The organism is Fischerella major NIES-592, assembly GCF_001904645.1.
Classification (GTDB): domain Bacteria; phylum Cyanobacteriota; class Cyanobacteriia; order Cyanobacteriales; family Nostocaceae; genus Fischerella; species Fischerella thermalis.
Map to the genome: position 1 here is coordinate 769,390 of NZ_MRCA01000001.1, position 18,476 is coordinate 787,865.

Here is an 18,476-nt window from a genome sequence, read left to right on the forward strand (position 1 = left end):
GTAGTGAGCGCTTTAGCGCTTGCTATCAACTATCAGCAACTTGTTAGTAACACAAGTGCAATGGCTAATGATGCCACCAAAAAGCATATGCTTACCAAAACGTCTTTGGCAGGAAAAGAAAGACAACATTATCACCAAAATGTATTGATTGTTGGAGGAGGACCAGCAGGACTTGCCACTGCGTTAATGTTAGCTAAACGCGGTTGGACAAATATTACAGTATTAGAAAAACGCCCTACTGCGGATTATTATGAACCCGACAAGTCATTTAATTACTTAATTGATGGTCGGGGTCAAAAATTTACTGACTTGTTTGGACTAACTCAGCAGTTAGCAACACTTAGCGTACCAAGTACAGAGTTTTATTTAACAGTCATTAAACCAAATGGCAGCCGCAAAACATCAAAAGTACCTGTTGTAGACCCAAAACGAAAAACTGCCTACTGGATACCACGCCGAGCATTTGTTAATTTGCTCTACCAAGAAATACAAAAAAATTGGTCAAACCACATAACTGTGTTATTCAACACGCAATGTCTAGAAATCAATAAAATAGATATAGATAGTGAAGATGCAGCAAAGCTAGAAGTTTTTGCCCAAACAAACAATAACAGTAAAACCAAATTTGAGCCTGATTTTCTTGTCGGTTGTGATGGGATCAACTCTATTGTGCGGGAGACCCTGAAAAAGTGGGATAGATCTACATCAAACAGATTTGAAATGAAGAAATTTCCCTCACCTAGCTCAGGTTTGAGGTATAAAGTATTGAGTTTACCGCCAAATTTTTCTCTTGATCACGCTGACAAAGAAAATGCCGTCAGCACAATGGCCTATGGTATTCGTGGGGCATTTCGGAAACGTCAGCGTTCTTTATCTCTGGGTTTGTTACCTCTGAAAAATCCTGATGAGCCTCGTAGCGCCAATATCATTACATATCCAGACCATCAAATTTGGGAATTAAAAAGTGGTGAGGAAGTTTATGATTTTATTGAGCAAGCTTTCCCCCAATTACCTATCAACAAAATTTTGTCGCTTCCAGAAGCAGAACGCTTTGCTAAAAGTGAAGGTGGTTACTTTCCCAATCCTCAATATTCTTCTAGATTATACTTTTTGTTCAAACAACAACCAGACAAAGGCATAGTATTTTTAGGAGACGCGATTCATTGCTTTCCACCTGATATTGGACAAGGTGTAAATTCAGCATTAGAAGATGTTTATATCTTGAATGAGGCACTTGAAAAAAGTGATAATAAACTTTCAGATGCCTTACCTTTATATGAGTCTTGGCGTTTACCGGATACCAAAGCGTTGATACGTCTTGCTCAAATTGCTTATCCGTGGCAGTATAACCAAGCTCCTGTTCGCAAGTGGCTGTGGAGTATTAATTTTGCTTTCCGGCTTTTACTCAATCGTTTGCTACCACATGTATTTAGTCCACCAGCCTTTTTTATGATTCAAAATCACCAGCTTTCCTATCAGGAAATCATGGTTATGGCTCAACGCACCACCCAAAGATTATATTTACTTGTTCTAGCAGTTATTTTTGGATTTTTATTATTACCTTATTTTGTCTATTTTAAAGATATTTTTTAGAGGACAATGACTGAGCAACGTGAATCTGACTTGCAGTCAGCAAATATTCAAAAGTCAAATGAACCGACTGATGATGTCAACAAAGAGTCGGTAGATAATTCCAACACTAATCCGATCGCGAGTGTTTGGAATAAAACAACAGCACGATTGATAGAATTATTACCTGTAGAACAAATTTCACAGTCTTTTGTAAAATGGTTTAGTGTCAACGAAGCTCAAGTTGCAGAGATTCTAGAGCAAGTACGAGCAGAATTGCCCACCACAGAAGCTTTATTGCTTGGTAAGCCTCAGGCTGGAAAAAGTTCAATTATACGAGGATTGACAGGAGTTTCGGCCGAAATAGTTGGTCAAGGATTTCGCCCCCATACCCAACACACCCAACGTTACGCCTATCCTTCCAATGACCTTCCTTTACTGATTTTTACGGATACAGTCGGGCTAGGTGATGTTAATCAAGATACTGACATAGTCCTTCAAGAATTAGTTGGCGATTTGCAAAAAGAGAGTCGTGGTGCGAAAGTCATGATTCTCACTATCAAAATTAATGATTTCGCCACCGATACACTCAAACAAATTGCTCAGGAGTTACGTCAAAAATATCCCGATATTCCTTGTTTGTTGGCAGTTACCTGCTTACATGAAGTTTATCCTGCTGATGCTGCCGATCATCCAGAGTATCCACCAGCATATGAAGAGGTCAACCGCGCTTTTAATGCCATACAGGATACTTTTGCTGGACTGTACGATCGCTCTGTGATCATCGACTTTACGCTAGAAGAAGATGGCTATACACCAGTGTTTTATGGGTTGGAGGTTTTGAGGGATACTCTAGCAGATTTACTTCCAGAAGCCGAAGCAAGAGCAATTCATCAATTATTAGATCAGGAAACTGGTCAGAAAATTGGTAATCTCTACCGAGATGTAGGACGCCGTTATACTCTGGCATTTGCCGTGATTGCAGCGACGATCGCAGCCACACCACTACCATTAGCGACAATGCCTGTGTTAATTGCATTGCAAGTATCAATGGTCGGGCTGTTAGGTAAATTATATGGGCAGACACTCACCCCTTCTCAAGCTGGTGGTGTAGTCAGTGCGATCGCAGGTGGTTTTTTTGCAAGGGCGGTAGCGCGGGAGTTAGTTAAATTTATACCCGGCTTCGGTAGCGTTATTGCTGCTTCTTGGGCTGCTGCCTACACTTGGGCATTAGGGGAAGGAGCCTGTGTATACTTTGGTGATTTACTGGGAGGTAAAAAACCTGATCCCCAAAAAATTCAATCTGTGATGCAAGATGCGTTTAAGCAAGCGAAAGCACGTTTTAAGGGGATGAAGTAGGAAGTGGGGAGTGTGGGGAGTGTGAGTAGTAGTAAATAACCAAGCAATAATTAACAACTAGCTACTAACTACTAACTACTAACTACTAACTACTAACTACTATCAACCAACACTATCAAAATCTCAAACCTAAAATTTTATGCGTGAGGTGATTGCAAAAATTCTTTAACTTACCTAAGAAGCGGTAACTCTTGCGAACAATATCTAGGATGAAGTAAGGAAGCCTGAGTCGCAATGGGGAGAAAATGGGGCGGTATAACCAATAGTATGCTCTTTTTAGATTGTCCCATTTTGAACATTTTTCTGCTTGCAGGAAGTCTGAAATATCTACAACTAATCCCCTACCGTGATGCATCATGACATTACGCCCGTGGACATCATGGGGATATAGTCCCCGTCTACGTGCATAGTCTAGGGCCTCGTCGATATCTCTGATAACCTGCTTGGGGATACGTAGACCGCGATGGATGCAGTCATAGAGAGTGACTCCGTGTAGCCGTTTCAAAATTAAAAAGCCCTCGGTAGCATAAAGACACTCAGAAAAGGCAGGGTGAGAACCGATACGACGGTAGACTTCTACTTCTTCCTCAAAGCCTGGGCGTCCGGGTGCGTAAATCTTGACTACCCAGTTTGGGTAATCAGGATGGTAGACGACCGCAGCATAATTTCCTGCTCCCAGCCGTTGCCAAGGATGGGGAAGATAGCTGATTTTTACAGGATCATGGGGATCTATGCTCTCAATCTGTAACCTGGGAATTAATTCTTGGTGAACAGTCTCTATAAATTGATCTATGAGCGATCCATCCATACTGACTCCCCTGAGAGTGATAAAGCTGTTCGGAAATATACATCACGGCTAGATGATTTAGTGTAATTCTTAGCCTAGCTGAATTTCCAGAATTCACACACAATGTTGTTTAAAATTCTTGCATCTAGTTGCGATCGCAACTAGACTGCTGGTGAACAGAATATGAAATCGCCAATTATAATTCCTAACCTGGAGGAGCAAAATGTTTATCTGCGTCATTGCAGACTACGGTACAGGAGATCCGGCATTTGCTGAAGTCAGCCAACGTCTGCTGATAGCTTTCCCTCAAGCCCAGATTCATCTGCTTTCCGTTCCTCCCTTCAGTACCTTGGCAACAGGTTTTTGGATAGCTCAACTAGGGCTGAACCCTGGGCCTAGCGATCGCCTAATTTATCACAACTGCGCTCCTCGCCAAGATGATCCAGAAGCCCGTTGGGACAATGAGGGTGAGGGATTAACCTATGCTTTGTTATCTAATGGTGTCAAAGTAGTGGGTGTAAATGCGGGCTACACTCTGTCATTTATCAAACATCATAGTCAAGTCTTGCGAACGGTGAATGTTTCTCGCGGTGGCTCACAATTTCGCTCACGGGATGTCTTTCCACCTGCGGCGGCTGCGATCGCGAGTGAAGATTTTAGTATTTTAGGAGACAGCCTGCTGCCTGAGCAAATTCCGGATGTACCAAGCGATCGTATTGCCTGGATTGATGGTTACGGCAATATCAAAACTACTATTGCAGCACATACAGTAAATCTGGAGCCTGAAAGCAAAATTGTGATCCGCATTGGAGATGTGGTTAGTGATGCTGTCTATTCTGATGGTAGTTTTAAAGTTCCTTCGGGAACTCTGGCTTTTGCTCCTGGTAGTTCAGGTTGGCAATTGGCTAAGTCAGGAGAACCATTACGTTGGATGGAATTATTTCTACGGGGTGGTAATGCTTGGGAACGTTTTGGCAGACCCCGCTTGAATCAGCAGGTGACTCGGATAGTCTAAATTGAGTCAAAATGGTTTCATACAATCGTAGAAAAATGAAAATTTAGAGCCAATAATCAACTTGAACACATTTTTCTCTGAATGCATGAAATTATTTTGCTCTCCGATGCAAACAGAAGGGGTGAGATTTTACATTGGCACTTCATTTCTTTCTACTTAATGAAAAATTTTACCTTTTATACAAAATCTATTCATTGTTAACAAACGAAAACAGACGCCTACTGCTCGGTTGTGTAGCTCACTGCTCTTGATGGCTAGTATATGTCAAACGATTTGATGATATGTATTTTCAATAATAAATATACAGAAGTTTGGTTTAGTAAAAAAATCAGAATTTAATCATATTGCTCCAGTTGGTTTTTGTTTTTAAAATGCTAATATGTAAAAACCTAAGCAGTTAGAAACTATAGCTGCCCAAAAGCGAGGAGAACAATGTCTGAAACGCAAACTTTATTACAAAATTTTGGTCAAGTTTATGACAATCCTGTGTTGCTGGATCGCAGTGTTACCGCTCCAGTTTGCGAAGGATTTAACGTTGTTCTAGCTAGTTTTCAAGGTCTGGCTTTACAGTACCAAAAGCATCATTTCGTAGTTGAAGGTGCAGAATTCTACTCCCTGCACGAATTTTTTAACGATAGCTATAAAGAAATACAAGAGCATATCCATGACATTGGTGAGCGCTTAAATGGCCTGGGAGGAGTACCAGTTGCTACTTTTGCCAAACTGGCAGAACTGTGCTGCTTTGAACAAGAAATAGATGGCGTCTTTTCTAGCCGTGACATGGTAGAAAATGACCTCAAGGCAGAGCAGGCTATTATTAAATTGCTCCGTAGCCAAGCTTCTCAGGCAGAGAGTTTAGGCGATCGCGCTACACGTTACCTCTACGAAAAAATCCTTTTGAAAACAGAGGAAAGAGCTTACCATTTAGCTCATTTTCTTGCTAAGGACAGTTTAACTTTAGGTTTCGTTCAACGTGTTCAAAACTAACACCTAATTTCTTTAAACGCTTTTGTTAAACTTCAAAAAAATTTGCAAGTGTTAGTTGTAAAAAAAATTATAAAAAAGGCAGAGATATAATTTTTCTCTGTCTTTTTGTTCTTGTATATATCAACGCACAGTGTCCCTGTTCTAGAGAATTATATTATTATTTTGTTTGTAAAAAATATTCTTGAGTAAAATAACTCTAAAATTTGAAAACTTAATTTATATAGAGTTAAAAAATTAAATTACAGTTGTATTGAGAAAAATAACTAATAAAAATCAAATTCATCATCAAGCAAGTGAGAAAAGCTACATCATTCCTACATGTAAATTAGATATAAACAGGACTTACGCAAAACATAACAATACATAGCGCAATAAACAAGAATAAAGTTTTTGGTCATATCTCGCGTAAGCCTTGATAAAAAACAGTGGAAACATGTTTAAAAATATAAAAAGTAAAATGAAAGTGTAATTTAACTGTGTTTATAGTTGTAAGACTTCTATACCCTTATTTGACTGCTTCTACCAACAGCAAACAATTACACAAAATACTGGTAATACTAGAAAAATCGACAAGAGTGGTTTTTCTTTAATTTGGTCACTGTGATTTTGTCTAGAAAAGTTGATAATAAACAGCATTAGTAGTGGGTAAAGACCCTTAAAATAATCAGGATTTGTATTCTCTTACTCCAAAGCAAGAACTATGCCACGCCGTGATGACATTAAAAAGATTCTGCTATTAGGGTCAGGCCCAATAGTAATTGGACAAGCTTGTGAGTTTGACTACTCTGGAACACAGGCCTGTAAAGCGTTACGAGAAGAAGGTTATGAAGTAGTGTTGGTCAACTCCAACCCTGCTACCATTATGACCGACCCAGAAACCGCCGATCGCACATACATTGAACCGCTAACACCAGAATTAGTCGAAAAAGTGATCGCCAAAGAGCGCCCCGACGCCTTATTACCAACAATGGGAGGACAAACCGCCCTCAACATTGCTGTGACTTTGGCAAAAAATGGAGTGCTGCAACAGTATAACGTCGAGTTAATTGGTGCAAAGTTACCAGCGATTGAAAAAGCCGAAGACAGGCAACTGTTTAACGACGCGATGGCCAAGATTGGTGTTAAAGTGTGTCCGAGTGGCACAGCTTCATCACTAGAAGAAGCAAAAGCAATTGCCCGGAGCATCGGTACTTATCCTTTAATTATTCGTCCTGCTTTTACCTTGGGTGGTACTGGCGGTGGTATTGCTTACAACGAAGAAGAATTTGCAGAAATGGCCCAAACAGGAATTGATGCTTCGCCTGTATCGCAAATTCTAATTGATCAGTCCCTGTTGGGCTGGAAAGAGTACGAACTAGAAGTAATGCGAGACTTAGCAGATAACGTTGTTATTATCTGCTCAATTGAAAACCTAGATCCGATGGGTATCCACACCGGAGACTCCATAACCGTCGCTCCTGCCCAAACCCTTACCGACAAAGAATATCAGCGGCTGCGGGACATGGCGATTAAAATTATCCGCGAGATTGGTGTGGAAACTGGTGGTTCTAATATTCAATTTGCCGTCAATCCTGTAGATGGGGAAGTAGTTGTGATCGAAATGAACCCCCGTGTTTCTCGCTCTTCAGCTTTGGCAAGTAAAGCGACTGGTTTCCCGATCGCCAAAATGGCAGCCAAGTTAGCTGTCGGCTACACCTTAGATGAAATCAAAAACGACATTACTAAGAAAACTCCTGCTTCCTTTGAACCGACCATAGACTATGTAGTCACCAAAATTCCCCGGTTCGCCTTTGAAAAATTCCCCGGTTCGGAACCAGTGTTAACCACACAAATGAAGTCTGTAGGGGAAGCAATGGCAATGGGACGGACATTTAACGAGTCTTTCCAAAAAGCTTTGCGTTCTCTAGAAACAGGACGTGCTGGTTGGGGATGCGATATCAAAGAAAAACTCCCTAGTGGTGAACAAATTCGTGCCCAACTGCGGACACCCAATCCCGAGCGCATTTTTGCTGTGCGCCACGCAATGCAGTTGGGGTTAAGCATTGAAGAAATCTACGAGTTGACAGGTATTGACCCCTGGTTCCTGGAAAAAATGCAGGAACTACTGGAAATAGAAAAATTTCTCAAGCGCACATCCTTGCAACAGTTGACAAAAGAGCAAATGTATGAAGTCAAGCGGCAAGGATTCAGCGATCGCCAGATCGCCTATGCTACCAAAACCACAGAAGATGAAGTCAGGGCATACCGCAAACAATTAGGCGTCATCCCGGTTTATAAAACTGTCGATACCTGCGCGGCGGAGTTTGAGGCGTTTACTCCTTACTACTACTCTACCTACGAAGAAGAAACAGAGATTTTGCCTACTGATAAACCCAAAGTCATGATTTTGGGAGGCGGACCAAACCGGATTGGGCAAGGAATTGAATTTGATTATTGTTGTTGTCATGCTGCCTTTGCACTCAAAAACGCAGGCTATGAAACAATCATGGTCAACTCTAACCCCGAAACTGTGTCAACAGATTATGACACAAGCGATCGCCTTTATTTTGAACCGCTGACAAAAGAAGATGTCTTAAACATCATTGAGGCAGAAAATCCGATAGGTATAATTGTGCAGTTTGGTGGACAAACACCATTGAAATTAGCTGTACCGTTGCAGAAGTATTTAAACCAACTTGGTAATGGGTCATCGTTAATTGGTAATGGGGAAGAACCTAACCAATTACCAATTACCAAAATTTGGGGTACTTCTCCAGATTCTATTGACATAGCTGAAGACCGGGAGCGGTTTGAGAAGATTCTCAAACAATTAAATATTGCCCAACCAGCAAATGGTATAGCCCGTACCTATGAAGATGCTTTGATAGTCGCCAAACGCATTGGTTATCCGGTGGTAGTGCGTCCTAGCTACGTGTTGGGAGGTAGAGCAATGGAAATCGTCTACTCTGATACAGAACTAGAACGCTACATGACTTTTGCAGTGCAAGTGGAACCAGAACACCCAATATTAATCGATAAGTTTCTGGAAAATGCGATCGAAGTCGATGTAGATGCGATCGCAGACCACACAGGTAGAGTAGTCATTGGTGGGGTTATGGAACACATTGAGCAAGCGGGTATCCACTCAGGAGATTCGGCGTGTTCTTTACCTGCTATTTCCCTATCCGCAGCAGTTCTGAATCAGATTCGTCAGTGGACAGTACAATTGGCACAAGCACTAAATGTAGTGGGCTTGATGAATATCCAATTTGCTGTGGCTGGTTCGCAAACTGAATCGCCCCAAGTTTACATTTTGGAAGCTAATCCCCGCGCCTCTCGAACTGTGCCATTTGTTTCTAAAGCTACAGGCGTACCTTTGGCAAAACTGGCATCCTTAATCATGTCGGGTAAGACCTTGGAAGAACTAGGCTTTACAAAAGAAGTCATACCATCCCATATTGCCGTGAAGGAGGCTGTATTACCATTTAATAAATTCCCTGGTACTGATACCATCCTTGGGCCAGAAATGCGCTCTACTGGTGAAGTTATGGGCATAGACAGTGATTTTGGCCGCGCCTTTGCCAAGGCAGAATTAGGGGCTGGCGAGCGTTTACCCTTAAGTGGTACAGTGTTTGTCTCAATGAACGATCGCGATAAAGCAGCAGCAGTAGCAGTAGTCAAAGAATTTATCGATTTGGGCTTTGCTGTCATGGCTACCGATGGTACTCGCCGTGTCCTCCAAGAACATGGTTTGGAAGTTGAGTTAGTATTGAAACTCCACGAAGGCCGACCCCATGTTTTGGATGCCATCAAAAATCACAAAATTCAACTGATTATTAACACACCTTCTGGGGAAGAAGCCCAAAGCGACGCTAGGCTGATTCGGCGTACAGCCTTAGCTTACAAAATTCCCATTATCACTACGATTGCCGGCGCAAAAGCCACCGTCGCTGCTATCCGTACTCTGCAAAACACAACCTTAGATGTCAAAGTGATTCAAGAATATTGCATGGTTCCATAAGGGATTGGGGAACTCGGAGTAGGGGCAATGGGGATTGGTGATCTTGGATGATTAATAACCACTACCAATTACCCATTACCCATTCAAAACTTAATTCTTCCATAGGTATATCATTATAGTTGATATTGAGTTTTGTTAAGAAAAATTAGAAAAATTTCTTGCCCTTGCTAGAGTTATGAAATAAGCTGTTAGATATAATTTCAGAAAAATACGTAGCCGAAGTTAGTAAAAAGAACATACAATTCACAGTCTGTCCTCTAGTCAAAAAATTATCATAAATGTTACAATGCTTAACAGTGTAACAATAGTAAAATGTTTTACAGAACACCATCTTTCTATCCGTAGATACTTGTGCATCAAAAAAAGCAACTGTAGTCTTTAACAACTGAGAACAAGTCTCGGAACATCAACAGTCGTCCTCATCTTAGCGGGCGTGCAGATTGCAAATTACAGCATAGGTTCCCAGTTTGACTGGGTAGTTACCCAGCCGCAAGCATCCATAAATGACTTACTTCCACACCCAGAATTATTTAAGAGTAGTGCCATGAAGACCGCTCAGACAGCTACAGACCTAGTGCGGACTTACCTACGTGAAATTGGTCGCGTGCCATTGTTGACACACGAGGAAGAGATTTTTTATGGCAAACAGGTGCAACGGGCAACAGCCCTGCACGAAGTTAGAGAGTTACTTGCCACCCAGTTAGGTCGTGAACCAACATTAGAAGAATGGGCAACAGCGACACAGTTAGAGCTAACAGAATTAAATCAAGCGATCGCTGATGCCGAAATTGCCAAGCGCAAAATGGTAGAAGCGAATCTGCGACTGGTGGTTTCTGTGGCGAAAAAGTACATTAAGCGCAACGTTGATTTGCTTGACTTAATTCAGGAAGGTAGTATTGGGATGCAGCGTGGTGTCGAAAAATTTGACCCCACTAAAGGCTATAGATTTTCTACCTACGCTTATTGGTGGATACGTCAAGCCATTACTCGTGCGATCGCTGAAAAAGGGCGCACAATTCGACTGCCAATTCACATTACCGAGAAACTGAATAAAATTAAAAAAGCACAACGTCAATTATCTCAAAGATTGGGACGCGCCCCCTCAGTTGCAGAATTAGCGCAAGAACTAGAATTAACTCCCAGACAAGTACGAGAGTATTTAGAAAAAGCACGTGTACCTCTATCTCTAGATATACGCTTAGGAGACAACTATGATACCGAACTAGGAGAAATGTTAGAAGATCCAGGAGCATCTCCAGAAGAATTTGTTACCCAATCTTCCTTGTCTGGTGACTTAGAACGTCTCATGGCAGAACTGACACCACAACAACGGGAAGTAATATCCTTGCGGTTTGGTTTAAACGATGGACATGCCCTAACTTTGGCAAAGATCGGCGAAATACTCAATATCAGTCGTGAACGCGTGCGACAAATCGAACGAGAAGCTCTCAGTAAACTCCGCAAATCAAAGCTCGGTATCAATGAATATTTGGCAAGTTAGCCAATTGTTGCTATTTGTTGGTTAGTAGTTGCTTGTTACCAACAACAGACAACAAACAACCAACAGCCAATATGGTGATATTTTCCGCTTTCTTTGGTACGGTTACACCCACTGTCAACACTGACTCTGCCTGTTAAATTAATTTGCAGGAACATACAACAGTAATAGTAAAGTCAAACAGATTATGAATATCTGTGATTCCAGCTGAATAAATCTGTTTGGCTGCTGTGGTAGTACAGGAGGAAATAACGTGAGCAACCAATCTAATCGAGTCTCAGAATTTTTTAGCAGTGAGTCAGAAACCGATAACTTGCTCTGGCAGTATGTTAAATCATTGAGTCCAGATACCGTTACTCAATTATCTAAACCTACTTCTCCTGAAGTATTTCAGGTGATGGAACGGAACATCGTAGGACTGTTGGGTAATTTACCATCTGAACACTTCGGCGTCACAATTACCACTAGCCGTGAAAGTCTTGGTCGTCTGCTAGCATCTGCTATGATTAGCGGTTACTTTTTGCGTAACGCTGAACAGAGAATGAACTTTGAATTAGCGCTGCAAGGTGCAGAAGTCAACAACGCTCATGAGAATAACAAATAAAAACTACCTATTAACTAGCTGTTAATAGATCAAACACATTGACTTCATGCTTTGTCTTAACCACATAAAATAAATTCAAGATTATTCTCTGCTAAATCCTTTTAGTCTTGGTCTTTGGTTCAAAAGCATAAAGACAAATCACAAAGCCAAAGTGGTCTAGAAGTAAATCAAAGTTCTGTTGATGAAAACAAGCTGATTCAACAAGTATTGTTATAATACTGCACATGTATATACTTGATGTACTCAGCCTCTGAAACGGAAGTGCTAAAAAGATAATATACAAATTGTCATGAAATACATACTCGGCAAATAAATATTTGTCGAGTTTTGTCGTTTGTATGGTAGTTGTTATTACCAAACAATCAACCACCAACTATCTATGAATGAAACTACTTTTGTTCCACCTCATAAAATTATAGGTGTTGCCGTAATTGCAAATGACCAAGGACAAATTTTAATTGATCGCCGTCGTCAAGAAGGTGTAATGGGTGGATTGTGGGAATTTCCTGGAGGTAAAATCGAGACCAATGAGACTGTCGAAGAGTGTATTCAACGGGAAATAAAAGAAGAATTGGGAATAGTGGTCGAAGTCGGTGAACACATAATTACCATCGACCATACCTATAGTCATATCCGTGTTACTCTCACAGTACATCATTGTCGTCTCATACAAGGAGTTCCCCAGCCCATAGAATGCGATGAAGTACGCTGGGTTAGTGTAGATGAACTAGAGTCTTTTGCTTTTCCAGAGGCGAATATTCAAATTATTGCTGCATTGCGGGAGTGGGGAAATGGGGGAGGTAGGGTAGTGGGGTGATGGGGAGGTGTAGGTTTTTTACTTCCAAGCAGACAAAGGTGGAACTTGCTGGAGTTCTTGACTGAGAATTTCGTGAAGATGGCCATTTGTTGCCAAAATTCTACCAGATTCAATTTTTATAGGAGTACAATCATAAGCGGTGACTTTTCCCCCAGCTTCACGCACTATGATAATACCTGCTGCAATGTCCCAAGGAGAAAGACCCCGTTCCCAGTAACCATCAAGACGTCCACAGGCTACATGAGCTAGATCAACAGATGCAGACCCGCTACGTCGTACTCCTTGGGTAAGATGGGTCAGGTGACAAAATTCTGCGTAGTTGTTGTCAGAAGTTTCCCGGCGATCATATGCAAATCCCGTCACTAATAAACTTTTACTTAATTCAGAAGTGTCTGAAACTCTGATTGGAATGCGGTTACGGGTTGCACCCAGATCTTGGGCTGCACGAAATAGTTCGTCGTGGAAAGGGTCATAAATCACACCTACTTGGGGAACACCATTGATCAGTAACCCGATAGAAACAGCAAAAAAAGGGTATTGATGAGCGAAGTTTGTTGTACCATCTAGAGGATCAATCACCCAGAGAAACTCATTTTTTTGATCTCCCAGTTTTCCTGATTCTTCTGTGAGAATGGCATGATCGCTGAAGTGACGACCCAAAACTTGTAAAATGACTTCTTCTGAAGCTTTATCAGCAACAGTAACTAAGTCACCAGGGCGTCCTTTTTCGGTAATTGCGTCTTCTACCTTACCCAAATAATCTTGCAAAACTGCACCAGCAGCTAGGGCTGCTTCTGTGGCAATATCTAGAAAAATTTGTAAATTAGTCATTAGTCATTTGTCATTGGTCATTTGTCATTAGTCCATAGTCAGTGGTTAATAGTCAACAACCAACCATCAACAACTAACAAAATTATGAATGCTTTTCGAGTCGGAGTTGCTGGACCTGTAGGATCGGGAAAAACTGCTTTAGTTGATGCTTTGTGTAAAGCTATGCGTGATCAATACCACATTGCGGTGGTAACCAACGATATTTATACACAGGAAGATGCACATTTTTTAGTACGTTCTCAGGCTTTGAGTAGCGATCGCATTATCGGTGTAGAGACTGGCGGTTGTCCTCATACTGCTATTCGTGAAGATGCTTCTATGAATTTAGCAGCAGTTGAACAGTTAGAGGCGCGTTTTCCTGATTTGGATTTAGTTTTTTTAGAAAGTGGCGGAGATAATTTAGCTGCTACTTTTAGCCCGGAATTAGTAGATTTAACAATTTACGTGATTGATGTTGCTGCTGGCGATAAAATTCCTCGCAAAGGTGGTCCTGGTATTACAAAATCTGATTTATTGGTAATTAATAAAACTGATTTAGCTCCCTACGTTGGTGCAGATCTAAGTGTAATGGAACGAGATGCCAAAAAAATGCGCGCTGATAAACCCTTTATTTTCACGAATTTAAAAACAAAAACAGGTTTAGCAGATGTGATTGAATTTGTGACTAAAAATATTTGTTAGTGGTAATTGGTAATTGGTTTTCTTCCTTCCCTTGTCCTCCTTGTCCCCTTACACTTCCCACCTCTCTACCTTAATCCGTACCAGACCAACTCCAAGTCGGATTGCCATTACTTACACCTTTTTTAGTAATGCTGGGAGTAAAATTGTTCGCATCTCGTTTACCTGTCATATCTAAAATCAAAAATACTTTGCCCCGATTAAATCTGATACGTAAGTGGGAAGAAGAATTGTAGTCTTCGTTATCGTATTTGACAATACCACCGCCTGCAACACATTGACGATAGGCAGGTTTGAGGTTTGCTACCCAAGTCACACTAAACAAATCTGAAGAGGCGATCGCAAATGATCCAGCGAAAGAACCTAATTTTGCCTGACCATTAACTGTGTATCCTCCTTCGTAGTAAGGTGCATTTTGCTCTGTCACAACTACTTTTTGAGGACAATTTTTTTCAGGTGCATCAACAGATTTAAAAACACCTAATTCTACCTGTGCTGCTTGCGCTGCAATGGTTGGAACAACGGTAATAATAGCAGTTAATAAATACAGAAATTTTTTATTCATTTTATAGCTTAAATTATTCCAGGCTATACTAATTAGACTTGGTTTTTTAAGAATATTATGTATAAACCTGGTTTATCAAAAAACCAGGTTAATTGATTTGCAATAATTTAACAATCTGACTTTCAATTAAATCAACCAAAAGCAAACTGGTATAATATCACAAAGTTAACTATAGGAATAATCATCAACAAAATTAGCCAAGGATTCTTGCCTAATTTTTTCACAATGTTAACAAAGGCGATAATTAAAAAGACGACGGCAACAATATTTACAAAAGGGATAAATAATCCAATGATCCACCAAGGCGATTGATCGCCAGCTTTATACATAATCCAGTTATTGAGAATAGGAATCCAAGCAAACCAAGCATTTGGTTCTCCTAACTTTTGATAAATTTTGTAGAAGCAATAAGAAGCAAAAATATAAGCAGCAATCCCAATAATAAAACCAAGAAATCCTCCAGCACCACCAGAGCGATTAGCCTGGGCAATAAGGTAGATAAAACTCAAGTTATAGGTTTGGAAAAGCATTGTTATTCTCTAAACAAAATTAAAAATGGAAAATTGCAGGTGTTTAGTTGTTTTAACTTGAAATACAGAGATAAAGGTAATATTTTCAACAAAAATTAGCTTTTATGTAAATAAAATGATACAATTCATTCGCTTAGTTATAAATACTTAATCTATCCCAATATCTGATAATTAGGAAAATAGCCAATTTCTTTCCAGCTGAAAAAATATTTGTGGCGACTTACTTGCACAATAAGTACCAAAAGAGTAATGACTCATCACATTATTAAAGCAACTCCAAATACTGTGCATCTAGGTGGATTTTCCCATGAACTAGAACCAGTATTGATGATTGAATCTGGCGATACGGTAGATGTAGAAACTTACACTGGTTACTATATTTACGACAAGGTACCACCAGAATTTCTCACACCAGAGTTTGTTGATATTTGCCAAAACCTACCACCAGAACGTAAGATTGCAGATGGGCCGCATTTGCTTACAGGGCCTATTTATGTGCGGGGAGCAGAACCAGGAGATATTTTAGAAGTCAAACTGGAAGCAATCAAACCCAGTTTACCTGTTGGTTTTAATGCTATTCGGACAGGATGGGGAGCGTTACCACACCAGTTTACTCAACCAGCTTTGAGATTTATTCCCTTAGATCTAGAAAATAACGTTGCGGAATTTCCTGTCAATAGTGGTATTAAAATTCCTCTCAGACCTTTTTTTGGTATTCTTGGTGTTGCTACTCCCGAAACGCAACGTTCTTCGATTCCTCCTGGTTGTTATGGTGGTAATATCGATAACCGCGAACTACAAGCTGGTTCCAGAGTATTTTTGCCTGTTTTTGTTACTGGTGCTTTATTTTCGATTGGTGATGGACATGCAGCACAGGGAGATGGTGAAGTTAATGTGACTGCGATCGAAACATCTATGAATGGTAGGATTCAACTAAAAATTCGCAAGGATTTGCAACTGACTGCACCGATCGCTGAAACTAACACTGATATTATCACAATGGGATTTGGTGAGACGTTGGATGCAGCCTTAGAACAAGCTTTAAACAACATGATTGATTTTTTGGTAAGGTTGACAAACATATCACCAGAAGATGCTTATGTATTATGTAGTTTAACGGTGAATTTTCGTATTACTCAAGTTGTCAATCTTCCCCAAAAAGGTGTGCATGCGATGTTACCAAAATCTGTTTTCCCAGAAGGGAGTAATTTATCATTAATATGAATTTCAAGTACAAATTAAAGTTATTGAGTTAAAATCGAACACCGATGCACACAGATGGACACGGATAATTTGTTGGTGTACTAGTCAGGTTTATCTGGGTCGTTTTTACGATAAATTATCAATTGCTGTAGCTCAAGTGAAGTTAATTAACTTACAGTAGATTTTATGTCTAACATACTCATTCAATTGTTGGTGATTGGTCTTGTGGCTGGAGTAGCTGGCGGTATGTTTGGTATTGGTGGTGGTGCAATTATGGTTCCAGCTATGGTTTTACTCATGAGTATGGATCAAAAATTTGCTACTGGTACTTCTATCGCTGCTCAAATATTACCTATCGGTATTTTAGCCGCAATTGTTTACTACCGTAACGGTAATCTTAATATCAAGTATGCGGTAATTATTGCAGTGGGTCTGATCGTTGGTAATTTGTTTGGAGCTTTATTTGCCAATCAGCCATTTGTTAGTAGTGAATTGATGAAAAAGCTGTATGGCATATTTTTATTAGTGATTGGTTTACGATATTTGTTATTTAGATAATTTAGATGATAGTAGCTCGAATAGAATCGAGACAAAATACTTAGGTTGAAAATCAAATTATTAAGTCCACGCACAAAAAAAATGGTGCGCAAAAGTAAAAAACTCTGCGTTCCTCCGTGCTTACCTTTGCGTGACTCTGCGTTAAAAAATTACCAACAATTTATTTAATTAAACAAACTTGTGATTATTCACAAATTTAGGTATATTGATCGCAAAAACAAAAGCTACAATCTAGCACATAATATAACTCAAAATAGCATCTACTACTTATTTAACACTAAAAAGAGAAATATTTTTAACATAGTGCGGATCAGCAATCAATATGGATCGTCGTCGGTTTATCAAGTACGCCTCCCTTGCAGGAGCTGGTTTTACCTTTGTTGCTTGTTCTGGAGACAAATCTAATAATCCCCAGGGCGAAGTATCCCCTGGAACATCACCTGTAGCAGCGAATGAGCCTTTGAAGGTAGGATTTGTGTATGTAGGACCTGTGGGTGATTTCGGATGGACTTATGCCCATGACCTTGGTCGTAGAGAAATGGAAGCAAATCTGCATGGTAAAGTGAGATCTACTTTTGTAGAAAATGTGAATGAAGGTGCTGATGCTGAGAGGATAATTCGTCAACTGGCATTAGATGGTAATAAGCTGATTTTTACAACTTCTTTTGGTTACATGAACCCAACTATTAAAGTAGCCAAAGATTTTCCTCATGTATATTTTGAAAACTGTACTGGGTATAAACGCGCTACTAATGTTGGTACTTACTTAGGACGTTTTGAAGAACCACGCTATTTGACTGGCATGATTGCTGGTAAGATGACCAAATCTAATATCATCGGTTTTGTCGGAGCATACCCAATTCCAGAGGTAATTCGTGGTATAAATTCTTTTACTCAAGGACTACGGGCAGTAAACCCTAAGGCAAAAGTGAAAGTAGTGTGGGTACAAAGTTGGTACGACCCACCTAAAGAAAGAGAAGCAGCACAGGCTTTAATTAATTTAGGTGCAGATGTGCTAACACAACATACTGACTCTGCTGCTGTTGTGCAATTAGCAGAGGAAAAAGGTATTTTTGCATTTGGTTATAACACCGATATGAGTCGGTTTGGTGCAAAAGCACATTTAACATCAGCGATTAATAAGTGGGGGAAATTTTACACAGATAAAGCTTTGTCTGTAATCAATGGTACATGGAAAGCGGAAGATGTTTGGTTGGGAATCGGTCAAGGAATGGTGGATATTTCACCTATCAATCCTGTAGTTCCTCAAGATGTGCAGCAATTGGTAATGGCGAAGCGGGAGGAATTTATTAAAGGTACTGCTCATCCGTTTGCAGGACCAGTAAAAGACCAAAAAGGTGCAGTACGGGTGCAGAAGGGTAAAGTTTTGCAGGACAAAGAACAATTAGCAATGAATTGGTATGTAGAGGGAGTTGAGGGGTCAATTCCGAAAGCGGAATCCTAATGTATACCTT

The 18,476-nt window shown here is 40.3% G+C and carries 16 protein-coding genes; 12 read left to right on the forward strand and 4 right to left on the reverse strand.

What is annotated here, in order from left to right:
* Window positions 1-87 precede the first annotated feature (87 nt).
* Window positions 88-1,593, forward strand: a complete 1,506-nt coding sequence (locus tag NIES592_RS03440) for an FAD-dependent oxidoreductase (RefSeq protein ID WP_073554979.1) — start codon at window positions 88-90, stop codon at window positions 1,591-1,593.
* Between the two features lie 6 nt (window positions 1,594-1,599).
* Window positions 1,600-2,928 carry a GTPase family protein gene (locus NIES592_RS03445; protein WP_062248626.1) on the forward strand — a complete coding sequence of 443 codons (1,329 nt, stop codon included), beginning with the start codon at window positions 1,600-1,602 and terminating at the stop codon, window positions 2,926-2,928.
* A 115-nt stretch (window positions 2,929-3,043) separates the two neighbouring features.
* Here NIES592_RS03445 and NIES592_RS03450 read toward each other — a convergent pair whose 3' ends face one another.
* A complete protein-coding gene (locus tag NIES592_RS03450; protein ID WP_016871266.1) occupies window positions 3,044-3,736 on the reverse strand; it encodes a serine/threonine protein kinase in 693 nt (230 codons plus the stop codon).
* 202 nt (window positions 3,737-3,938) lie between these two features.
* Between NIES592_RS03450 and NIES592_RS03455 the strand changes: the two genes are divergently transcribed.
* The 6 genes from NIES592_RS03455 (at window position 3,939) to mutT (ending at window position 12,636) form a co-directional block, all read left to right on the forward strand.
* Window positions 3,939-4,730 carry an SAM hydrolase/SAM-dependent halogenase family protein gene (locus NIES592_RS03455; protein WP_062248625.1) on the forward strand — a complete coding sequence of 264 codons (792 nt, stop codon included), beginning with the start codon at window positions 3,939-3,941 and terminating at the stop codon, window positions 4,728-4,730.
* A 432-nt stretch (window positions 4,731-5,162) separates the two neighbouring features.
* On the forward strand, window positions 5,163-5,717 hold the full coding sequence (locus NIES592_RS03460) for a Dps family protein (protein ID WP_016871267.1): 555 nt from the start codon (window positions 5,163-5,165) through the stop codon (window positions 5,715-5,717).
* Window positions 5,718-6,417: 700 nt separating this feature from the next.
* Complete coding sequence (gene carB / locus NIES592_RS03465) at window positions 6,418-9,717, forward strand: carbamoyl-phosphate synthase large subunit (protein ID WP_062248624.1); 3,300 nt, start codon at window positions 6,418-6,420, stop codon at window positions 9,715-9,717.
* A 544-nt stretch (window positions 9,718-10,261) separates the two neighbouring features.
* The gene (locus tag NIES592_RS03470; RefSeq protein WP_073554980.1) at window positions 10,262-11,218 is read left to right on the forward strand and encodes an RNA polymerase sigma factor, RpoD/SigA family; all 957 of its coding nucleotides are present in this window, start codon (window positions 10,262-10,264) and stop codon (window positions 11,216-11,218) included.
* Between the two features lie 250 nt (window positions 11,219-11,468).
* The gene (locus tag NIES592_RS03475) at window positions 11,469-11,819 is read left to right on the forward strand and encodes a DUF760 domain-containing protein (protein ID WP_062248622.1); all 351 of its coding nucleotides are present in this window, start codon (window positions 11,469-11,471) and stop codon (window positions 11,817-11,819) included.
* Between the two features lie 379 nt (window positions 11,820-12,198).
* On the forward strand, window positions 12,199-12,636 hold the full coding sequence (gene mutT / locus NIES592_RS03480) for an 8-oxo-dGTP diphosphatase MutT (protein WP_062248620.1): 438 nt from the start codon (window positions 12,199-12,201) through the stop codon (window positions 12,634-12,636).
* 18 nt (window positions 12,637-12,654) lie between these two features.
* On the opposite strand, the gene NIES592_RS03485 is transcribed toward mutT, so the two are convergent.
* On the reverse strand, window positions 12,655-13,467 hold the full coding sequence (locus tag NIES592_RS03485; RefSeq protein WP_073554910.1) for an inositol monophosphatase family protein: 813 nt from the start codon (window positions 13,465-13,467) through the stop codon (window positions 12,655-12,657).
* Between the two features lie 84 nt (window positions 13,468-13,551).
* Between NIES592_RS03485 and ureG the strand changes: the two genes are divergently transcribed.
* Window positions 13,552-14,148: an urease accessory protein UreG gene (gene ureG, locus NIES592_RS03490; RefSeq protein ID WP_073554911.1), complete on the forward strand. Its 597-nt coding sequence runs from the start codon at window positions 13,552-13,554 to the stop codon at window positions 14,146-14,148.
* 70 nt (window positions 14,149-14,218) lie between these two features.
* Here ureG and NIES592_RS03495 read toward each other — a convergent pair whose 3' ends face one another.
* Window positions 14,219-14,710, reverse strand: coding sequence for a hypothetical protein (locus NIES592_RS03495; protein WP_073554912.1), 492 nt, complete (start codon window positions 14,708-14,710; stop codon window positions 14,219-14,221).
* Between the two features lie 131 nt (window positions 14,711-14,841).
* Entirely contained in the window at window positions 14,842-15,240 is a 399-nt protein-coding gene (locus NIES592_RS03500; RefSeq protein ID WP_062248612.1) for a DUF5684 domain-containing protein, read from the reverse strand.
* Between the two features lie 249 nt (window positions 15,241-15,489).
* On the opposite strand from NIES592_RS03500, the gene NIES592_RS03505 reads away from it, so the two are divergent.
* From NIES592_RS03505 to NIES592_RS03515, 3 genes are all read left to right on the forward strand, one after another.
* The gene (locus NIES592_RS03505) at window positions 15,490-16,464 is read left to right on the forward strand and encodes an acetamidase/formamidase family protein (RefSeq protein WP_073554913.1); all 975 of its coding nucleotides are present in this window, start codon (window positions 15,490-15,492) and stop codon (window positions 16,462-16,464) included.
* Between the two features lie 165 nt (window positions 16,465-16,629).
* Entirely contained in the window at window positions 16,630-17,001 is a 372-nt protein-coding gene (locus tag NIES592_RS03510; RefSeq protein ID WP_062248608.1) for a sulfite exporter TauE/SafE family protein, read from the forward strand.
* A gap of 322 nt (window positions 17,002-17,323) precedes the next feature.
* Window positions 17,324-18,466, forward strand: a complete 1,143-nt coding sequence (locus NIES592_RS03515; protein ID WP_073554914.1) for a BMP family ABC transporter substrate-binding protein — start codon at window positions 17,324-17,326, stop codon at window positions 18,464-18,466.
* Window positions 18,467-18,476: the final 10 nt, after the last annotated feature.

Coding starts and splice junctions, on each gene's coding strand:
- NIES592_RS03440 (WP_073554979.1), top strand. CDS start 88: ATGCTTACCAAAACGTCTTTGGCAGGAAAAGAAAGACAACATTATCAC.
- NIES592_RS03445 (WP_062248626.1), top strand. CDS start 1,600: ATGACTGAGCAACGTGAATCTGACTTGCAGTCAGCAAATATTCAAAAG.
- NIES592_RS03450 (WP_016871266.1), bottom strand. CDS start 3,736: ATGGATGGATCGCTCATAGATCAATTTATAGAGACTGTTCACCAAGAA.
- NIES592_RS03455 (WP_062248625.1), top strand. CDS start 3,939: ATGTTTATCTGCGTCATTGCAGACTACGGTACAGGAGATCCGGCATTT.
- NIES592_RS03460 (WP_016871267.1), top strand. CDS start 5,163: ATGTCTGAAACGCAAACTTTATTACAAAATTTTGGTCAAGTTTATGAC.
- carB (WP_062248624.1), top strand. CDS start 6,418: ATGCCACGCCGTGATGACATTAAAAAGATTCTGCTATTAGGGTCAGGC.
- NIES592_RS03470 (WP_073554980.1), top strand. CDS start 10,262: ATGAAGACCGCTCAGACAGCTACAGACCTAGTGCGGACTTACCTACGT.
- mutT (WP_062248620.1), top strand. CDS start 12,199: ATGAATGAAACTACTTTTGTTCCACCTCATAAAATTATAGGTGTTGCC.
- NIES592_RS03485 (WP_073554910.1), bottom strand. CDS start 13,467: ATGACTAATTTACAAATTTTTCTAGATATTGCCACAGAAGCAGCCCTA.
- ureG (WP_073554911.1), top strand. CDS start 13,552: ATGAATGCTTTTCGAGTCGGAGTTGCTGGACCTGTAGGATCGGGAAAA.
- NIES592_RS03495 (WP_073554912.1), bottom strand. CDS start 14,710: ATGAATAAAAAATTTCTGTATTTATTAACTGCTATTATTACCGTTGTT.
- NIES592_RS03500 (WP_062248612.1), bottom strand. CDS start 15,240: ATGCTTTTCCAAACCTATAACTTGAGTTTTATCTACCTTATTGCCCAG.
- NIES592_RS03505 (WP_073554913.1), top strand. CDS start 15,490: ATGACTCATCACATTATTAAAGCAACTCCAAATACTGTGCATCTAGGT.
- NIES592_RS03510 (WP_062248608.1), top strand. CDS start 16,630: ATGTCTAACATACTCATTCAATTGTTGGTGATTGGTCTTGTGGCTGGA.
- NIES592_RS03515 (WP_073554914.1), top strand. CDS start 17,324: ATGGATCGTCGTCGGTTTATCAAGTACGCCTCCCTTGCAGGAGCTGGT.